Annotated in this window: 17 protein-coding genes and 1 riboswitch; of the genes, 14 read left to right on the forward strand and 3 right to left on the reverse strand. The window is 34.4% G+C overall.

Going from position 1 to position 20,875, the window contains the following annotated elements; genetic code table 11:
- The first annotated feature begins 70 nt into the window (after positions 1-70).
- From LN736_RS10950 to asrC, 6 genes are all read left to right on the forward strand, one after another.
- The gene (locus tag LN736_RS10950; protein WP_268253858.1) at positions 71-274 is read left to right on the forward strand and encodes a transposon-encoded TnpW family protein; all 204 of its coding nucleotides are present in this window, start codon (positions 71-73) and stop codon (positions 272-274) included.
- Positions 275-331: 57 nt separating this feature from the next.
- Complete coding sequence (locus LN736_RS10955) at positions 332-1,984, forward strand: recombinase family protein (RefSeq protein WP_229981533.1); 1,653 nt, start codon at positions 332-334, stop codon at positions 1,982-1,984.
- Between the two features lie 33 nt (positions 1,985-2,017).
- On the forward strand, positions 2,018-2,644 hold the full coding sequence (locus tag LN736_RS10960) for a Crp/Fnr family transcriptional regulator (RefSeq protein WP_229981534.1): 627 nt from the start codon (positions 2,018-2,020) through the stop codon (positions 2,642-2,644).
- A 178-nt stretch (positions 2,645-2,822) separates the two neighbouring features.
- Positions 2,823-3,815: an anaerobic sulfite reductase subunit AsrA gene (gene asrA / locus LN736_RS10965; RefSeq protein ID WP_150355644.1), complete on the forward strand. Its 993-nt coding sequence runs from the start codon at positions 2,823-2,825 to the stop codon at positions 3,813-3,815.
- Positions 3,816-3,820: 5 nt separating this feature from the next.
- Positions 3,821-4,612: an anaerobic sulfite reductase subunit AsrB gene (gene asrB, locus LN736_RS10970; protein ID WP_150355645.1), complete on the forward strand. Its 792-nt coding sequence runs from the start codon at positions 3,821-3,823 to the stop codon at positions 4,610-4,612.
- Between the two features lie 16 nt (positions 4,613-4,628).
- Positions 4,629-5,573: a sulfite reductase subunit C gene (asrC, locus tag LN736_RS10975; protein ID WP_229981535.1), complete on the forward strand. Its 945-nt coding sequence runs from the start codon at positions 4,629-4,631 to the stop codon at positions 5,571-5,573.
- Between the two features lie 169 nt (positions 5,574-5,742).
- Here asrC and LN736_RS10980 read toward each other — a convergent pair whose 3' ends face one another.
- From LN736_RS10980 to LN736_RS10990, 3 genes are all read right to left on the reverse strand, one after another.
- Positions 5,743-6,723 (reverse strand): dipeptidase, encoded by a 981-nt coding sequence (locus LN736_RS10980; RefSeq protein ID WP_179977550.1) that lies wholly within the window; start codon positions 6,721-6,723, stop codon positions 5,743-5,745.
- 54 nt (positions 6,724-6,777) lie between these two features.
- The gene (gene yjeM / locus LN736_RS10985; RefSeq protein WP_150355648.1) at positions 6,778-8,295 is read right to left on the reverse strand and encodes a glutamate/gamma-aminobutyrate family transporter YjeM; all 1,518 of its coding nucleotides are present in this window, start codon (positions 8,293-8,295) and stop codon (positions 6,778-6,780) included.
- A gap of 305 nt (positions 8,296-8,600) precedes the next feature.
- Complete coding sequence (locus LN736_RS10990) at positions 8,601-9,140, reverse strand: helix-turn-helix domain-containing protein (RefSeq protein WP_150358477.1); 540 nt, start codon at positions 9,138-9,140, stop codon at positions 8,601-8,603.
- A gap of 371 nt (positions 9,141-9,511) precedes the next feature.
- Here LN736_RS10990 and LN736_RS10995 point away from each other — a divergent pair, with 371 nt between their 5' ends.
- From LN736_RS10995 to LN736_RS11030, 8 genes are all read left to right on the forward strand, one after another.
- Positions 9,512-10,081 carry a tRNA (mnm(5)s(2)U34)-methyltransferase gene (locus LN736_RS10995; RefSeq protein ID WP_150358485.1) on the forward strand — a complete coding sequence of 190 codons (570 nt, stop codon included), beginning with the start codon at positions 9,512-9,514 and terminating at the stop codon, positions 10,079-10,081.
- Between the two features lie 204 nt (positions 10,082-10,285).
- Positions 10,286-10,969, forward strand: coding sequence for a response regulator transcription factor (locus LN736_RS11000; RefSeq protein ID WP_150358478.1), 684 nt, complete (start codon positions 10,286-10,288; stop codon positions 10,967-10,969).
- 8 nt (positions 10,970-10,977) lie between these two features.
- A complete protein-coding gene (locus LN736_RS11005) occupies positions 10,978-12,750 on the forward strand; it encodes an ATP-binding protein (protein ID WP_229981536.1) in 1,773 nt (590 codons plus the stop codon).
- A gap of 128 nt (positions 12,751-12,878) precedes the next feature.
- Complete coding sequence (gene pgtP / locus LN736_RS11010) at positions 12,879-14,222, forward strand: phosphoglycerate transporter protein PgtP (RefSeq protein ID WP_378061169.1); 1,344 nt, start codon at positions 12,879-12,881, stop codon at positions 14,220-14,222.
- Between the two features lie 31 nt (positions 14,223-14,253).
- Positions 14,254-15,588, forward strand: a complete 1,335-nt coding sequence (gene glpT / locus LN736_RS11015; RefSeq protein ID WP_229981538.1) for a glycerol-3-phosphate transporter — start codon at positions 14,254-14,256, stop codon at positions 15,586-15,588.
- Positions 15,589-15,684: 96 nt separating this feature from the next.
- Positions 15,685-15,788, forward strand: a riboswitch (SAM riboswitch).
- A gap of 224 nt (positions 15,789-16,012) precedes the next feature.
- Positions 16,013-16,444, forward strand: coding sequence for a hypothetical protein (locus LN736_RS11020; protein ID WP_179977546.1), 432 nt, complete (start codon positions 16,013-16,015; stop codon positions 16,442-16,444).
- Between the two features lie 259 nt (positions 16,445-16,703).
- Entirely contained in the window at positions 16,704-18,890 is a 2,187-nt protein-coding gene (locus LN736_RS11025; RefSeq protein WP_229981539.1) for a DNA topoisomerase III, read from the forward strand.
- 95 nt (positions 18,891-18,985) lie between these two features.
- Positions 18,986-20,161 carry an iron-containing alcohol dehydrogenase gene (locus tag LN736_RS11030; RefSeq protein ID WP_229981540.1) on the forward strand — a complete coding sequence of 392 codons (1,176 nt, stop codon included), beginning with the start codon at positions 18,986-18,988 and terminating at the stop codon, positions 20,159-20,161.
- The last annotated feature ends 714 nt before the right edge of the window (positions 20,162-20,875 follow it).

Genomic DNA, 20,875 nt, shown 5'->3' on the forward strand with positions numbered 1-20,875 from the left:
GGATTAGGCACTGAGTCATCAATTCTGCACAGTGCCAGTTCCTTCAAAACATCGGACAGGAGGTCAAGATATGGAAAACCAAATTAACAGCCGCACAACCAAATCCGATATCGGAGGTACGGTCTATGTGGTGGAATCACGAGTAAGTGATTCAGCAAAGGAAAGTGCATATTCCAAGCTGAAACGACTGATTACGGTCAACGCAAAAAACCTTTCAAAGTTATCTGATAGTTCATATAAACCCATGGAAATCAACTCGACTTCTTCAAGGTAGTACGGTAATATACATAGTGCTAAACCGCTTGAAGACTGTCGGAAATGGAGGAGAAAAATGAATAGACAGTCAACATTTAGCACTATACGTAAATCAACATTAGCATTTGAAGAAGCAAAAATTACTGCTCTTTACTGCAGGCTTTCCCGTGATGATGAGCTTGCAGGGGACAGCAACAGTATAGTAAACCAGAAGGCAATTCTAAAAAAATATGCTGAGGACAACGGTTTTCGCAACATCGAATTCTATGTGGATGATGGGGTCAGCGGTACAACTTTTGATAGACCAGACTTTAACCGCATGATTGCAGATATAGAGTCCGGTAGAATCGGAACGATTATCATCAAGGATATGTCCCGCTTTGGCAGGGATTACCTCAAAGTAGGATATTATACCGAGATTATGTTTCCTGAAGCAGATGTACGATTCATTGCTATTAACAACGGTATTGATAGTGCAAACCAAGCAGACAGTGACTTTACACCGTTTCTTAACATTATTAATGAATGGTACGCTAAAGATACTAGCAAGAAAATCCGTGCTGTGTTCAAATCCAAGGGACAGTCCGGTAAGCCGCTCTGCACCAATCCGCCTTACGGTTATATTAAAAACCCTAAAGACAAGTTGCACTGGATTATAGATGAGAAAGCTGCCGAGGTGGTCAGAGATATTTTTCGACTGTGTATGGCTGGCTTTGGACCCACGCAGATAGCAAAGCAACTTGAAAAGCGATGCATTGATACACCTACGGTTCATCTTCGCAAAATGGGTATTAACACTCCAGCAAGACCGCCTGAAAACCCATATGCTTGGTCGGCTCGTACCGTAGCAGATATTCTGGCTAAAATGGAATATCTAGGTCACACAGTGAATTTCAAGACTTCTAAAAAGTCCTACAAGAGCAAAGTCAAGATAATGAACAATCCAGAAGAATGGCTGGTTTTCAAAAATACCCATGAAGCAATTATTGATGAGGGGACTTGGGAAACAGTGCAGAAAATCAGAGATGGTAAGCGAAGACCATCACGATTAGGTGAAATGGGAATGCTTTCTGGCATGATGTTTTGTGCCGACTGTGGAGCAAAGCTGTATCAGGTTAGAGGCAAGGGATGGACACACGATAAGGAATACTTCGTTTGTGCTACTTACCGCAAGAAAAAGGGTATGTGCAGTTCACATCAGATACGCAACGTTGTAGTGGAACAGCTTTTGCTAGAAGACTTAAGACGTGTAACCTCCTTTGCCAAAGACCATGAACAGGAATTCATCCGTATAGTTATGAATAACTCAGAAAAGGAACTTGCCAAAGAACTCCGCCAAAGTCAAAAGGAGTATGAACAAGCACAGGCTCGTATTGCTGACATAGATAAAATCATTCGAAAGCTATATGAGGACAATGTGATGGGCAAAATTCCCGAAGAGCGTTTTTACAAGATGTCGGCTGAATATGAAGCCGAGCAGAAGGCTCTGGAAGAAAGGATAACCAAATTAAAACATACCATTGATACAGCAAATGAACAGTCCCTCAATACCGACCGCTTTTTGGCACTGGTTAAAAAGTACACAGAAATTACAGAATTGGATGCAGAGATTATTAGAGAGTTCATTGACAAAATTATAGTATTCAAGGCTGAAAAGGTAGATGGCCGCAGAACTCAGCGGATTCAGATTTTTTATAACTGCATTGGCGCTATCGACTTACCAAACTAAACGAAAAAACGGCATAGCCGAATATCAACGACTATGCCGAATTTTTCAGGAATTATAAATCCCTATCTGACCGCTCCTAAGGGCAAAGTATTATTTTATGAAAAAGACAAAGTGGATAAAATTTACCTTATTTTGAAAGGCAAGGTAACCATGTACAGGATATCGGAGGAAGGACAGAAAAGAATTATCTATATTTTAAATGATGGGGACTTTATAAATGAGGTCGCCTTTGAAAATCTGCCTGCATCCATAAGCTGTCAGGCCTTTGAAGATAGCTGCATCCTGTATTTCTTAAAATCGGATCTGATGGAGCTCATGGCAGGTGATTTTGCTCTTACCTGTATTATAATGAATTCCATGGCTAAAAAAATAAGGAGACTTTACAGGCAGCTGAAAAATACGGTGCCCTTGAGAATGGATAAAAAGTTGGCAGCCAAACTGTGGAAATTATCCAGGGATTATGGTGTGAAAACTGGAGAAGGTACGCTTATTGACTTGAATATAAGTATAACCTATCTGGCAGATATGCTTGGCAGTACCAGGGAGACTGTCTCAAGATGTATGAATGGTTTTAAGAAAAAGGGAATGATCAAATTTCAAAATAAAAGGATAGTAGTTGTAGATCCGGAAGCCCTGTCTGTATATTTTAGGGGAATTTAGCCTGCTGATGAGATTTCACAATATAAAATAAGGAGAAACCAAAACTGTGTTTGTAACGTTTAATGCAAACACAGTTTTTTACTGAAGCGTGATTTATATCACGCTTTATTTTTTGTATTTATGCTATGTTAAATATATGGCAATCTTTGTATCAATATTTTAAGGAGGAAAATGAGAAATGGGTTTTGTAACTGATACCGAAGGATTTAACTGTTTCTTGAGGAAATTACGAGAAAACTGCAGAGTATATGCTCCAGTGAAACTGAAGGGCAGGGGAAGGTTTTCTGATACGGATTCAGTAAGATACGGGCAGGTGAATACCATTGAAGAAATAGAATTTAATGCCAAGTCTGACTTTTCGCCTAAGGAAGTACTGCTCCCGATTACCCAGACATTATTTTATTTCACTGAAGATTCTGTAAAAGAGCCCGGTACAGATGACAAGAAAATACTGATTTTTTTAAGGAGCTGTGACATTCATGCCATAAAGAGGATTGATGAAATTTATTTGAGAAATGGTTCCGAGGATGTCTATTATAAAAAGCTGCGGGATAAAGTTAAATTTGTGCTTATGGAATGTGAACACAGCTTTGAGAATTGTTTTTGCTGCAGCATGGGGTGCAATACCACCCGGGAATATGATCTATTTGTGAGATGTAGAGATGACAAAGTCTTTATAGAATGCAGAGACAAGAGTTTTGAAGGCTATTTTAAGGACGTAAAGCAGTGTGATGTAAACCCCTGTTTTGTAAAATCCAATGAGGTAAAAGTGAATATTCCTGAAAATATAGATGAAAGTATTTTCAACAATTCTATGTGGAAGGAATATTCTAGGAGATGCATTGCCTGTGGAAGGTGCAACCTGGTGTGCGGAACCTGTACGTGTTTTTCCATGCAGGATATTTTTTACAGGGATAATAAAAACACGGGTGAAAGAAGGAGAGTATGGGCATCCTGTCAGGTAGACGGATATACGGATATAGCCGGAGGGCACAGCTTCAGGCAGGACAAGGGTGATAGAATGAGGTTCAAGGTAATGCACAAGGTCTATGATTTTAAAAAGAGATTTGGATATAACATGTGTGTAGGGTGCGGAAGATGTGATGATGTATGTCCCGAATATATATCTTTTTCAAATTGTGTGAATAAATTAAATGATGCAGTGAGGTGATATAAATGGAAAATATGTATTTGCCAGAGGCAAGCAGAATAATTGATATAAAAAAGCACACTGATATTGACTACACCTTTAGAATGGAGTTTTCAGGGGAAGTAAGGCCTGGACAGTTCTTTGAAGTTTCAATTCCCAAATATGGGGAGGCACCTATATCCGTATGTGAAATAGGAAAGGACTATGTAGATCTCACCATAAGGCGTGTGGGCAGAGTTACAGACATAATTCACAGTTTCTTCAAAGGAGACAGGCTTTTCATGAGAGGCCCCTATGGAAATGGCTTTGATGTGAATTTGTATAAGCACAGAGAACTGGTGGTAGCTGCAGGAGGGACGGGTACAGCCTCTGTAAAAGGCATAATAGATTATTTTGCCTATAATAGGGATGAAGTCACAAACCTCAATGTGATTGTGGGTTTCAAGTCTCCGGAGGACATTTTGTTCAGAGACAATATAGAAAAGTGGAGTAAAAATGCCAATGTGATTTTAACTGTGGACAGAGCAGGTGAAGATTACCATGGAAATGTAGGGCTTGTTACAAAATATATAGAGGATCTTCCCGTTGAAAATTTAAAGCAGGCGCAGGTTATTGTAGTCGGTCCCCCGATGATGATGAAATTTACCATAGAGGAATTTTTAAAGAAGGGAATCAGTGAAGAAAATATTTGGGTTTCCTATGAGAGAAAAATGTGCTGCGGTTTGGGAAAGTGCGGTCACTGCAGGATGAATGACACCTATATATGTCTGGAAGGTCCGGTATTTAACTATGTGAAGGCCAAACACCTGGTGGATTAGAAAAGGAGGGTAAGTTATGGACATCAATACAAAAGTCTTGAAAAAAAATGCATTCAGGGTAACCAAGGAAAGAGGTAAAACTGCCATAAGGATAAGAGTGCCGGGAGGACATATTAAGGCGGAGTATTTTACCATGCTCCAAAAAATTTCAGAGGAATATGGAAATGGTACAATTCATATTACAACCAGGCAGGGGTTTGAAATACCCGGAATTGACATGAAGAACATAGCCCTGATAAATAAACTCATACAGCCTGTTATTGAAGGGCTTGGAATAAATCAGAGTAATGTGAATGGAGGGTATCAGGCTTCAGGTACGAGAAATGTCTGCGCCTGTATAGGCAGCAGGGTGTGTCCTTTTGCAAATTACGATACCACCTCTTTTGCAAAAAAAATAGAAAAGGCCATATTTCCCAATGACTATCATGTGAAGATTGCCCTTACAGGGTGTCCTAATGACTGTATAAAGGCCAGGATGCATGATTTTGGGATCATAGGCATGACGGAGCCGCAGTATGACAGCTACAGGTGTATAGGCTGCAAGTCCTGTGTCAGCAACTGCAGGCTCAGGTCTGCAGATGCCCTCAGCTTTGAAAATTTCAAAGTGGTGAGAGATGACAGCAAGTGTATAGGCTGCGGGGAATGTGTGGGCAAATGTCCGGCAGGTGCATGGACAAGAAGTGGTAAAAAATATTACAAGCTGGTTATAATGGGAAGAACCGGCAAAAAGGATCCCAGAATCGGCCGTGAATTCATCAAATGGATAGATGATGAAAACAGTATAGTAAGGATAATTTTAAATACCTATGACTATATAGAAAACTATATTGATAAAAATGCTCCCGGTGGGAAAGAACATGTGGGATATATTGTGGACAGAACCGGATATCAGGAATTTAAAAAGTGGGCCTTAAAAGATGTAAGACTCAATCCCGAAGCCGAAGTCAAGGAGCATATATAAAGGAGCATATATAGATGAAAGTAGGACAAAGAATACAACAAGAGAGCTGGATGGGAGAGGACTGTGAAAAAAGTCTGTAAATTAAAAAAACATTATTTCAGCTTATACATACATAAAAATAACGTACCTGGATTTGATTTACACAAATCTAGGTACAGCCTATTACTAATTAATTTAATACATCTTCCAATACTCTCATTATGTTTTTATAAGCTATCTTTTCTATATCTTCAGATTTATAACCTCTTTTAATTAAAATGTTTATTAAGTTAGGTATTTTAGATGCATCTTCTAGACCAGGTGTTGCACCATTACCGTTTTTACTGAATGACATTGCATCTGAATTTAGAAAATCACAAAAATCGAATCCGAAGCTAATATAATCGATGCCGACTAAATCTGTAATGTAGTCTATATGATCTGCTAATTTTTCAACACAGGGTTTTTGTTTGTCAATAAAACCTGCCCATGAATTCATCCCAATCACGCCTTTTCTCTCTGCAATTGCTTTAATTTGATCATCCTTTAAATTACGTTCTGTATTACAAATATTATAAACGTTAGAATGGGAAGCGATAAAAGGTTTTGTCGTTTTTTCATATATGTCCCAAAAAGTTTTTTCATTTGCATGAGATGTATCTATTAATATGCCTAAATTTTCCATCTTTGTAAGCGCTTCAAATCCGATTTTAGTAACTCCACGTTCTTTATTAGGACTTTTAACACCTGTAGCAAATTCATTTTCTTCATTCCAAGTCAGCATAGCATGTCTTATTCCTAAACGGTAAAGCATGCTTAAAACATCAACATTTCCTTTTAATCCGCTGAGTCCTTCCATTCCTAAAACAATAGCAAGTTTCCCCGAGGCCTGTATATTTCTAATATCCTGAGCATTTTCTGCAACAGCTGCACAATCTTTCATATCCCCTATTTCTTCACAGGTTGCTGCTAAAATGTCCATCATTCTTTTAGTAGGATTGTTAACATATGGAGGATCAATCCAAACTGCCAATAATATGCCATTTACATTGCCCTTTTGCAATCTACCAATATGATAGTTCCGCAATATGTTTTTTTTGCCTTTCATTCTTTTATCAGTAACATCAGCTAGTATGTCAGAATGAGCATCAAATACCTTAAATGTTTTCACTTAAATTTTCCTCCTGTTAAATATATTTTACATTATGCTTTTGTATCTTCTTTATTATATAGGTAAATTTCCTTTTCCTTTCATTATATTTTCATATCTTCCGTACATCAATAATGCAACTACTGCAAATATTGCAGGCCCGGCTATCATCCATAATGATGATGCAAAGTCTCCTTTTGTTAATGCAGGTTTAATTATTACTGCTACATTAGCTATTAAAACTGTAGCTGTTACTATTATTGTCCATATCAGTGAACTCTTATAATTTTTGTACACTACAAATGGCTTCTCAATTTCTTCATTCTTCTTAAATTTAGCAAATGCACCTGCGATGAATATATATGGCAATGTAGTAGCAACATTAGTCATCAGTACCAGTTTGTCAAAGAAAGCAGATGCTCCTTGTCCTCCTAAACTTACAAATAATATGAAAAGGATAATAATAATGCATTGGATCCACATGGCATTTTTAGGAAGACCATCTTTAATCTGTGACAGGTTTCCAGGCCATAATTCCTTTGGAGTTCCTTCCACCAACTGCTTTATAGGTGAATATGAGTATGAAACTAAAGCACCAAGATAAGTTAGAAATAATGATAATCCAACAAATCGCCCTAACCAGTTACCGAGTGATATTGAAGCAGCCGTACTTAATGATAATCCTTTACCTATTTCAACGCCTAAGTTATTCATAATAATAATTGTTACGTTGACCATATTTACATCTTTTCCACCTAATACACCAGTCCAGCTGGTAAATATGCCAACTGCAAATATGCCCAGAGCATAGCAGACTGCAATAAAGGCAGCACCGATTAAAACACCTTTTGGGAAGTTCTTTTCAGCATTCTCCGTTTGGTCTGTAACGCCTGCAACTACTTCAATACCAGCATAAGCAAGTATTGCAAAAGATATAAAAGATATTATTGATACAACTGATTGATAACCAGGGTTAGGTGAATGAACAAGTGCCTGCGCATTAATAGCCTGAGCTAAATGCCCATGATTTAGTATAAATACTATTATCGCACCAATATAAGCAACTATATTGATAAACGCTACTGAAATACCTCCTAGGGAAGTTATTTTTATTATTTTGTCTAAACCTTTAGTTGCCGTAAAAGTTAATGCAAAAACAAATACTATAGTTAATAGTCCCAAAGTATGAGTTGCATTTAATCCCAAGAAAGACCAATTTGAAGTTGTGTCTTTACCCAAAAGCATAGTTGAAAAATGAACCCATATTGAATTAGAAGTCAGCGTTATCCACACTAGCCAGCCAACATACCACATAAATATGGAAATAAATGCATATTTGGCGCCAACAACTTTTTCAAGCCATGAATAAATACCACCTTTTTCTTTTTTAAATGCGGCACCATATTCTGCAACCATAAATGCAAATGGAACCAGAAATGTTATTGCAGCTAATATATACCATGGGATTGCTGCATAGCCCATAAGCAGAAATGCTCTAGGAATATTCGGAAACATAAATACTGATGTAACGCACATTAATGCCAATGGTATTACAGTTAGTTTTTTATTAGCTTCTTTAGCTTTTTCTGACATTTTTTTCACTCCTCTAATATTTTATTTAAGATATTAAAAAGCTTTTCTCTCCCTTCTTTTTATAAGTTATTATTTCAATATATTGAAATAATAACTTTCAGTATATTGAAATAAATATACTGTTTTATAACATATTCTTCATTAATATAAAAAAATCCTTCTTTATTTTTCAAAAATATTTCATTTTTTTGAATTATTTTTTCTTTTGCAAAAAATTAAATTGGAAATATAAAAATATTAAAATAAAGTTAAATAGCCTCAGCTTAATGGAGTATTAAGCCGAGGCTATTTAACTTTATTTGATTTTAATAACTTGCGGGTGTCATCGACCAAATAGAAATTGCAGTTTCATTGCCGATATTAACAAATCTATGTGGTGTTGTACTATCATAGTAAATGCTATCACCTTCAGATATAACAAATTCCTTAGAGCCCCATTTTACTTTCATGATACCTTTAATCATGTAGCCACATTCCTCGCCTTCGTGAGAAATTTGTTCATAAGAACTGCACATACCTGGCTCGATATTTACCATTAATACTTCTAGTTTTTGTCTTGTATTTGGACTTAAAAGCTCATAAGTAATATTTGAATTGGGCAAAATTATTTTTTTCCTCTCATCTCTTTTAATAATAAAATTATCATTATTATATTCATCGAAAAAGTAATTTATATGTACATTTAATGCCTTTGCTACCTCCCAAAGTGATCCTACAGAAGGTACTGTTAGATCTCTTTCCATCTGACTAATTAACCCAGTGCTTAATTTTGACATTTCAGCAAGCTGTGCAATACTGATTTTTTTTTCTTTACGCAATTTCCTAATTTTTTCACCTAACTTCATGAAATAATTCACCACACTAACATTTTAACTTATATTTCGCAGATTAATTTATACTTTTTATATATATTTTCATGATTGAGTTCATATACTTTATACATCACCGTCTATAAAAATATCTTCACTTAATCCTAAATACTGCATTATTTTTAACCAAATTATACTGTAAGTATATTCCTTATCGTCTTCTAATTGATTTTTAACAGGTCTTCCGACTTTTCTTTTTTCTTTGTCTTCAATAGTAAATTTCCCTGTTTAACCTTAAGTAAATTACACCATAATTTTATTAATTGTGCAAGTATAATTTTGGATTTTTTAGATAAAATTTATAGTATAATTATTAACAGTATATAAAATAAGGGAAGTTGATGATTATGACTAAGAACTATTTTACTAATGCAGTTGATCTTGCCAAAAATATATGTATGAAAAAATTAGACGAGGGAGATATTGCAGTGGATGCCACCATGGGAAAGGGCATTGATACTGTGCTTTTGGCGAAACTTGTAGGTACTTCGGGGAAAGTGTATGCCTTTGATATACAGAGAGAGGCAGTTGACATTACGAGAAAGAATATAGATGAGAGAAATTTGTCGAAGCAGGTGAAGCTTATAGATGACGGACATGAAAACATGGACAGATATATACATGAAAAAGTAAAACTCATTATCTTTAACTTGGGATATCTTCCCGGCGGGAATCACGATATTACCACCAGGGCGGAAACTACACTGGCTGCTGTTGAAAAATCGCTTGAATTGCTTCAGCAAAATGGAGTTGTAATTTTAGTAGTGTACTATGGGCACGAGCAGGGGAAGATTGAAAAGGGTGCACTGGAAAGTTATGTGAAAACCCTGGATCAAAAAAAATATAATGTAGTCAAAATATCCTTTGAAAATCAGATCAATTGTCCGCCGATACTTGTGGCGATTGAAAAGAGATAAGTATTGAAAACATAAACATCAGATTGCATAACATTCTTAAAAATTTGTGTCATTGAAGTATTTGACAAAATAATTTCCAAAATTTAAAATAGTAATAGGGAATATTGGATAACCCTATAGCCCTTATTTTAGGGGGTATAGGGTTTAAATTTATTTTATTAATGAAGTTGATATTTAAAATTGTGTTTTTAGAGGGAGATAAATATGAAGAAAGCATTGATAGTTGATGATGAGGTTAATATTACAGAACTTATAAAAGTCAATTTGGAAGACAGATTTCAAGTTAAATGTTGTTATAATGGTTTGGATGCAGTTAAAATTGCAGAGGAAGAACTTCCAAATATAATAATTCTGGATATAATGCTTCCAGGAATTGATGGATTTGAAGTATGTAGACGCATAAGAAAGAATCCGGTTACCAGTAAGATCCCCATAATAATGTTAACTGTAAGAAAAGAAGAAAACGATAAGATTGTAGGATTGAAACTTGGTGGTGACGACTATATAACAAAACCTTTCAGTGTAAATGAGCTTCTGGCCAGGATAGATGCTGTACTCAGAAGAGTACCGGAAAATGATATAAAAAATAGAAATATAATAAAAATTGGGAACATTATTATAGACAATGACAAATATGAAGTGACCAAAAACGGCAGGAAAATAGAATTTACCCTGAGAGAATTTAAACTGCTGCAGATGCTTGCCAAAAACAGGGGAAATATTGTTTCGAGAGATATGATAATAAAAGAAGTATGGGGATGCTCAAAATTGAATGATTCAAGAACTTTGGACGTCCATATTAGAAAATTGAGGAAAAAGCTGGAAGATAATGACAAATTTCCTGAATATATAGAGACCGTTAGAGGACTGGGTTATATGATCAAGTAGGTGAATTTATGAAAAGAAAATTATTTGGTACATATATAATTCTGCTTTTGGTTGGCTCAATAATAACTGGAGCTCTGGCATTGAGTTCTCTAAGAACTTATTATATGAAAAACATGAGAGAAAGACTTATTGTGAATGAAAAGTTAATTACAAGTGCTCTGATGAGTTATGCTGACACTGCGGAAAGCATAGATTATTACTTAATAGCAAAAAAATTTTCTTCTCAGATAGGAAACGAAGTTACGTTTTTAGATGGAAAAGGCAATATAATTGCAGATTCGGCAGGTGTCAATCTGGTTGGGAAAAATCAAATGGATAAACTTGAAATACAAAATTGTTTTAATGATGATATTGCAGTGAATGAAAGAATTGATGAAAACACAAAACAAAAAAGTTTTTTTCTGGCAGTGAGGCCCTTGAAAATACAGGGTAAAAATATAATTATAAGGCTTTCTGTACCTCTAAAGGAATTTGATAATCTAAACAGAGCCTTTTTAAGCTGTATTTTGATATCAATACTTATGGGCACTATAATTGCGATTGTAATTGGATTTTTTTTCTTGAACAATTTGATGGAGCCTATAAATATACTAAATATGGCTACCAAAAAGATATCCAGGGGAAACTTTAAATTCAGAGTCAAGATAAATACTAATGATGAGCTTCAGGAACTTGCGGAAAGTTTTAATAATATGTCCTTGAGTGTAAATAGTGCAATAGTTGAATTGAATAACAAGAATATAGAATTGAATTCTATATTAAACAGTATAGTTCACGGTATAATGGTAATGAATGAAAAATTGAATGTAATGCTTTTAAATCCAACTGTAGAGAGTATGTTTAATATAAAGGAATCAAACGTGGGAAAAATAAATTTAAAAGATATTATAAACTCAAAAGAACTTTTGAAAATGATAAAATGTACTTTTGGTACAGGGAAATATAATCAGAGAGAAATTTCACTGATTAAGGGAAAAATCTTTAAAGTAACTACTAATTTGATAAAGTATGATTTGAATTGTAATAGAAATGGTAAAAATATAATTATAGTATTTGAAGATGTTACAGAGATAAAAAGACTTGAGGAGCTTAGAAGTGAGTTTTTTGTAAATGCTTCCCATGAGCTTAAAACTCCCCTTACTACCATAATGGGCTTTACTCAGACACTGTCTAAAAATGTTAATTCGAATGATAGATGTAATAATAAAAATCAAGTCCGTTTTTTAGATATAATAAATGGTGAACTGCACAGATTAAAGAGGTTGATAGATGATATACTTCTTTTATCAAAGCTTGAAAGCAAAAAATATTATACCAGTATGGATAAGGTAAATATCTACAGGGAATTGGATGAAATAGTGTATATGTTTAAAAATAGATCGATGAATAAAAACATCAGTATAGATATTTTAACCGTTAAAAATTTTTCAATTAATTTATGCAGCAGGGATTGGTTCAGACAGATGATAATAAATATTTTGGATAATGCTCTTAAATATACGCAATGTGGAGGGAACATAAAGATAATGGCAGAGCCTAGGGAGAAATTTGCATATATAAGCATAAAGGATAATGGAGTGGGAATTCCAGAAAAAGATATACCGAGAATATTTGAGAGGTTTTACAGAGTTGAGAAGTCAAGAAGCCGGTCTGAAGGCGGTACAGGACTTGGACTTGCTATAGTGAAGCATATAGTCGATGAATTTAATGGGAAAATATATTTAAAGAGTCAGTTGAACAAAGGCAGTGAATTCATAATTAAATTGCCTTTGAATGCATAAATATATTGACTATAAGGAAAAACTATCCTATAATGTTAATTGTGTTAACAATGTTAATAATGTTAATATTGTTAAGACTTATTGTATACAATAATATATTATTCAATTGGAGAAAAATTATGATAAGCATGCTTAAGAAATTAAATCGTAAATCTTCTTTTAAAACACAGGAAAGTACATTCTGTAAATATGAAAAACTTAGAAAACAACTTATGATAAGCATATTTATAGGTTATGCAGGATATTACTTTGTGAGGAAAAATTTCCCTCTGGCAGCACCTTATTTATTACAGGAAGGGTTTGATACGGCACAAGTGGGGATTTTAATGTCTGTTCTCTCTGCAAGTTACGGCATAAGTAAATTTTTAATGGGGATTGTATCGGACAAAAGCAGCCCCAGAGTTTTTTTATCTGTGGGTATAATACTATCTGCAGTGGTCAATATGTTACTTCCCCTTGCTGATAGTTTCAAATTTATGCTGTTTCTTATATTTTTAAATGGATATTTCCAGGGCATGGGATGGCCGGCCTGCGGAAAAACTCTTTCCCACTGGTTTTCAGATGGGGAGAGGGGTACAAAAATGTGTACGTGGAATATCTCACATAATCTGGCTAATGGAATTATTGCTCCTTTGACCGTAGTTGGAATAGCTATATTTGGCAGCTGGAAGGGTATATTCTATTTTCCAGCAGTAACTGCTATATTGATAGGAATATTTTGTTTTATATTTATGAGGGAGGATCCTGTTTCATGTGGATTGCCTCCTATAGAAGAATATAAAAACGACTATTACTGCTGTGCCAAAGTTGATAATAGGGAAAGGGAGCTTTCAGTAAAGGAAATACTTTTTAAATATATTCTCAATAATAAATATCTATGGTGTCTTGCCTTTGCAAATATATTTGTATATATAGTGAGATACAGTATACTTGATTGGTGTGCTGTATACCTTACTACAGTAAAGGGGCTGTCACAGAATCTTACAAATTGGTTTTATTTTTTCTATGAATATGCAGGAATACCTGGAGTCATTTTTGCAGGAAAATTAAGTGATATAACATTTAAAGGAAGACGGGGACCTGTTTCCACAATGTCGATGCTTCTTGTAATGCTGGCTGTAATGGTTTACTGGATGAATCCTGCTGGAAACTATGTAGTTGATATAATGGCACTTTTTATTACGGGACTTTTGATTTATATTCCAGTGACTCTCATAGGAGTTGCGGCTATAGACTTGGTACCCAAAAAGGCAGCAGGGGCTGCAGGAGGATTTACAGGATTATTTGGATATTTATTTGGAACTACCTTTGGAGGAATTGTGATTGGCAAAAGCATACAGTATTATGGATGGACAGCATTTTTTATGATAATTATAAGCTCTTGTGTACTTGGAACACTTTTTTTGTCTCTTACATGGAATATTCATAATAGAGACAGATATATGGAGAATAGGTATTTAGAGGAAATTTGATATTTGATATATGTAAGGAGGAATGTTTAAAATGTTTGATGTACTTAAACCGGCACCCCATATACAAAGGCTCCCGGAAGATCAGATAGATAGACAGTATAAAAGGTACAGGATCCAGGTTTTTATAAGTATATATGTAGGGTATATGATCTATTATTTTGTGAGAAGTAATTTTGCATTGGCAAAGACTTATTTGATACAAGAGGGATTTACAAAGACTGAGTTGGGATTTGTGGCTTCAGCTCTTGGGCTTGCCTATGGAATAAGCAAATTTGTAATGGGAAATGTTTCAGACAGAGCAAATCCCAGATATTTTCTAGCTTTAGGACTTATAACCTCAGGAGTTGTAAATCTCTTTTTCCCTATTACGTCCAGTATAACCTTGATGTTTATATTGATGTTATTAAATGGATGGTTTCAGGGAATGGGATGGCCTCCCTGCGGAAGGACTATGACCCATTGGTTCTCAGATAGAGAACGTGGAGTGAAAATGTCCATTTGGAACACTGCACACAATGTAGGAGGAGGTACTATAGCAGTTATAGCTATGGTAGGAGTTTCTATTTTCGGAAATTGGAAGGGCGTCTTTTACCTGCCTGCAATTATTGCAATAGTTGGGGGAATATTATTTATTATATTTGCCAGGGACATGCCTCAGTCCGTTGGCCTTCCACCTATAGAAGAGTATAAAAATGATTACCCTGATGTAAATGTAGATGACAGGGAGAGACAGATGACAGGTAAGGAGATACTGTTTAAATATGTTCTGAATAATAAATTTCTCTGGTACATTGCCATAGCAAATATATTTGTATACCTTGTAAGGTATGGAGTTATAAATTGGGTTCCCACTTATTTGAAGGAAGTGAGAAATTTTGATACTAGAAGCTCTTCCATTGCCTTTGCGCTTTTTGAATATGCGGCCATACCTGGAACAATAATAGTGGGCTGGATAAGTGATAAAGTATTTCATGGGAGACGTGCACCTATAGGAATAATATGCATGATAGGTGTAACTATAGCAGTATTTGTATATTGGAAGAGTAGTAACCCAATAGCAATTAACTGTGCTTTGGCATCTATTGGAGCGCTTATATATGGTCCTGTTATGCTTATAGGAGTAAGTGCACTGGATTTGGTACCTAAAAACGCATCGGGAACTGCGGCTGGATTTACAGGTTTATTTGGATATATGGGAGGCGAGGTCCTGGCTGAGGTAGCTATGGGAAGTATAGTGGATAAATTCAGCTGGAATGGAGGATTTATTCTTCTTATGGTATCCTGCATTTTGTCTATAATATTCTTGAGCTTTACCTGGAATGTGCATGACAGGTCAACAGATGATAAACAAACGGCAGCTTCCTAGGTGACATTATTACAAATTAATAACACAAAAATAAAAATTAGTATTGACAAAATACTTTGATAATTGTAATATATAATTGTAATAATTAAATATTGATTCTTATCAAGAGAGGTGGAGGGACTGGCCCTATGATACCCGGCAACCTGAATTTATATTATTCAATGGTGCCAATTCCAGCAGGTTAACCTGAGAGATGAGAAATGAAAGGATATAACTTCCTGTGGTTTCTCCATAGGAAGTTTTTTGACTCTATGAGTAAATTTAATATTTTAGTTGACTAACTAGAAAACTAGAGGTTAAGTTGAACTTATCCGTAAGGATTGAATTCTGCGAATAAGTAAGATTTAATCTTTTTTTAATAGCATAAAGATAAAATCAATATTATAAATATTGCGGCAAATATTAGTGGGAAAGGGGTATGAAAATGAGTGCAATATTAAATGATGCGATGAAATATATAGATCAGTCCCAGAAGGCATATTTTATAACATTGGATAAAACTGATAAAAAATATATTATAAATATAGCTGAATTTATAAATGATTGTACAGATATATATTTTATTGTAGATAAGGATATCGGGAATGTTGAAAATGATTCTATAGTCAATGTTTACTTTCAAAGTAAAATTGAGAAGTATAAGATGTTTAAGAGAATATGTGTTTCTGGAAAATTGACTAAAATAATATATTCTACTGAAATTTATAGAGTATTCAAGGCCTTAGGCGGTAAAAATAAGGGGAAATATATTCGAAATGGAAACTTAAAGAACTATACTGTGTATAAATTGAAAGTAAAATATATGAATTTGTGTGATTATGTCAAATCATCGGAAAAACTGAGAAAAATAATCTAGAACTAAAAATTTCTTATATCTTGTGTTTTAAAAAAAGCAGTGATAAGAGTCAAATTTTGTATGCAATTGTTGAAGTGAAAAAATACTATCCGTTTATAGATGGGTAGTATTTTTTTATTAGTAGTAACGGACGGGTTGCAGCCTTTTAGCTTGTAAATAACCATTATAAATATTATAATAAAATAGATAGAATAAGGGATAGTTTGGAAATGCTATCTCTAATTTTTTGAAGTTTAATCTATGATGAAAGGAAATAAGTATGAGCAAAATATTGGTATTGGCTGAAAAGCCTTCTGTAGGAAGGGATTTGGCTAGGGTACTTAGGTGTAATAGAAAAAACTCGGGCTATCTGGAGGGAGACAGATATGTAGTGACCTGGGCACTCGGGCATTTGGTAACATTGGCGGATCCGGAAGTCTACAGTGAAAAATATAAGAATTGGAACCTGGAAGACCTGCCGATGCTTCCAGAAAAATTAAAGCTGGTAGTTATAAAGCAAAGCGGAAAACAGTTTAATATAGTTAAGGCTCAGATGAATAGAAAGGATATAGGGGAAATAGTAATTGCCACGGATTCTGGAAGGGAAGGAGAACTGGTAGCCAGGTGGATAATAGAAAAGGCCAGAATAAAAAAACCTCTTAAAAGGTTATGGATATCCTCACAGACGGATAAATCCATAATAAATGGATTTAAAAATTTAAAACCTTCTTCTAAATATGATAATCTGTATAGAGCTGCACAGTGCAGGGCAGAAGCGGACTGGGTGGTAGGACTTAACATAACCCGGGCCCTCACTTGCAAATATAATGCACAGCTTACTGCAGGGAGAGTACAGTCTGCAACTCTGGCCATGATAGTTAACAGAGAAAAAGAAATAAATGATTTTAAACCTAAGGATTATTATGAAATCACTGCTAAATCCGATAAGTTTAAATTGAAATGGGTTGATAGAAAAAGCGGCAGGGCAAATATCTTTAATAAAGACAAGGCAGATGGCATTGTAAAGAAAATCAATGGTAAGATTTGTACTGTAGTTGATGTAGTGGAAAATGACAAAAGAAAATTTTCACCGGCCCTGTATGATCTAACTGAACTTCAGAGAGATGCCAACAGGATATTCAACTATTCAGCTAAAGAGACACTTTCAATAATGCAGAGACTTTATGAAAACTATAAGATATTGACTTATCCAAGAACTGATTCCAGGTATATTTCTACAGATGTGTTTGAAACTATACCTGAAAGATTGAAAGCTATTTCATTGGGAAGTTATAAAAAATTTGCAGATCGGATAATGAGTAAAAAAATAAATGCCCATAAAGGGTTTGTGGATAATGGCAAAATTGGAGATCACCATGCCATAATTCCCACGGAAGAAAGAGTGCAGCTGTCTAGATTGAGTACTGAAGAAATGAATATATACGATCTGGTTGTAAAAAGATTTTTAGCAGTTATGCTTCCTCCTTATGAGTATGTTCAAACTTCTGTAAAAGCAGATATTGCTGGAGAATTGTTTACAGCCGTGGGGAATGTAGTAAAATCCAAAGGGTGGAAAATGGTATATGAGAGGGGAGCCGGAATGGAGGCAGAAGGTGAAAAAGACAGCCAGTTGCTTCCAAAAGTAAAAAAGGGTGATATCGTAAATATAAGGGCTGTGGAATTGAACAAACTTCAAACCAAACCGCCTGCCAGGTTTAATGAGGCCACTCTTTTATCGGCCATGGAAAATCCCCAAAAATATGTGAAATTGGACAGTGAAAGTGCCAAAACTCTTGGAGAAACTGGAGGTATAGGAACTGTGGCCACTAGGGCAGACATAATAGAGAAACTATTTAATATGTTTTATGTGGAAAAAAGAGGTAGGGAAATTGTTCCGACATCCAAGGGAAAACAGCTTGTGGATTTAGTTCCAGAAGGACTTAAATCACCTCTTATGACAGCTAAATGGGAAAAAGAACTTGAAGATATAAGTACAGGTAATGAAAAACCAGATATATTTTCAAAGAAGATGAGAAAGTATGCAGTGAGATTGGTGGAAGATGTAAAGAAAAGTAAAGATAAATTTGTGTATGACAATGTTACAGGCAAGAAATGCCCTCACTGCGGCAAATACATGCTTCAGGTAAAGGGAAAGAGTGGAATGATGTATATCTGTCAGGATAGAGAGTGCGGCTATAGGGAAAATATAAGCAGATTTACCAATGTAAGATGCCCTGAATGTCATAAAAAACTTGAACTCAGAGGAGAAGGCCAGGGGAAAATATATGTATGTCCTAATTGTAGTTTTAGAGAAAAAGCTGACTTATTTAATAAAAGATTTAAAGAATCTGAGAATAAATTAAATAGAAAAGATGTTTCAAAATATATGAAGAAAATAAAAAAAGAAAACGAGAAACCTATAAACTCATCATTAGCGGAGGCGCTTTCTAAATTAAAATTAAAATAAGCTGCTGCTTTTAAGTTTATATCTATAATTATTTAGAAGTAAGTGTTAAAATGTTAATGGATGTATTTAGAAAAATTTGACGAGGAGGATGTTGTATGGAGAATTTTATTTTTAAGAATGCTACAGAAATTATTTTCGGCAGAAATACTGAAAGATTTGTTGGAAGCAAAGTAAAAGAGTATTCTAAATCTAAAAAAATTCTTTTTTGCTATGGCGGAGGGAGTATAAAAAGATCTGGACTCTATGACAGAGTAGTAAAATCCTTGAAGAAAAATGGAATTGAATTTATAGAACTTCCGGGGATAAAACCTAATCCTAGATTGGGGCCCGTTAAAGAGGGTATAAAAATCTGCAGGGAAAATGATATAAAATTTATATTGTCAGTAGGTGGAGGAAGTGCCGCAGACACTGCCAAGGCAATTGGAGTAGGAGTACCATATGATGGAGATGTATGGGATTTCTACTGCGGGAAAGCCCAGGTAAAGGAATCACTGCCTGTAGGTGTTGTAATAACACTGCCTGCTACAGGAACTGAAGCCAGCAATAGTTCTGTAATAATGAATGAAGATGGATGGTATAAAAAAGGATTGAATACGGTGCTTATAAGGCCTGTATTTTCAATCATGAATCCAGAGCTTACGTTTACACTTCCAGCATATCAGACTGCCTGTGGTGCTGCTGACATTATGGCACATATAATGGAAAGATACTTTACAAATGTGAAACATGTGGATCTTACCGATAGACTTTGTGAAGCTGCTCTCAGAACTGTTATAAATAATGCACCTATAGTTTTGAAGGAACCAGAAAATTATGATGCCAGGGCAGAGATAATGTGGAGCGGTACTATAGCTCACAATGATATATTGAGTACAGGAAGAATTGGAGATTGGGCATCTCATAAAATTGAACATGAACTGAGTGGGGAAACTGATATCGCCCATGGGGCAGGACTTGCAATTGTTTTTCCTGGATGGATGAAATATGTCTATAAACATGATATGAACAGGTTTGTACAATTTGCAGTGAGAGTCTGGGATGTGGATCTTTCCTATAATTCTCCTGGAGATATCGCACTGGAAGGTATAAGAAGACTTACTGCATTCTTTAAATCCATGGGTCTTCCTACGAGTTTGAAAGAGGGAAATATACCTGAGGATAAAATAGAAGAAATGGCAAGTAAATGTACGGATAATGGTGCAAATACAGTAGGCCAATTTGTAAAAATAGGGAAAGAGGATATAATAAAAATACTTAATCTGTGTAAGTAGCATGATGGTATCATGAAAATTGATCCATTAAGATGCAGCGGCAAAATTAGGTTATATTTTATGAGAACACAGTTTGGAGATATATCAAAAATATTTTTGGTATATCTCTTTTTAAGTTATGTTATAAAAATACAGTTGAAGGTAATTTATGTGTTTGTTTAAAATATATTCAAATTATTTGGTATTTTTTTATTATGAAATTGCATTTATAAGATAAGAATGTAATAAATATTTCAATATAATTATTCTTAGAATAAATTTTATTATAGAAGTTTAACTTAAAATTTTTTTCATATAAGATAAGTTTGACTTATTCATTTTAAATATAGGGTAAAATTATTGAAATGGATATTTAAAAGTTCAATTTATGATAAAAATTAAATAGATAAGATATTTCTTAATTTTATAAATATTTTTATAAATATTTATTCTATATATAATAATCCATAAAAAAATATATATGCAATAATAAATTTTTGTGAGGTTTAATGATTCTTAGTATATTGACATAATAGATTCTGTAAATTTGAATAGAATTTATGAATAAATCCAAAAATATCATTTCATTAAACGTATACATAATTAAATGATTATAAATACAATACGAAAAAAATGATAAAACAATAAAAAAATAATAAAAGAAATTATAAAATGATATTGATTTGTATAATAAATGGTGGTATTATAATAAAAACATTCATTTATTATAAAAAT

This window comes from Clostridium aromativorans (assembly GCF_020908015.1).
Taxonomy (GTDB): Bacteria; Bacillota; Clostridia; order Clostridiales; family Clostridiaceae; genus Clostridium_B; species Clostridium_B aromativorans.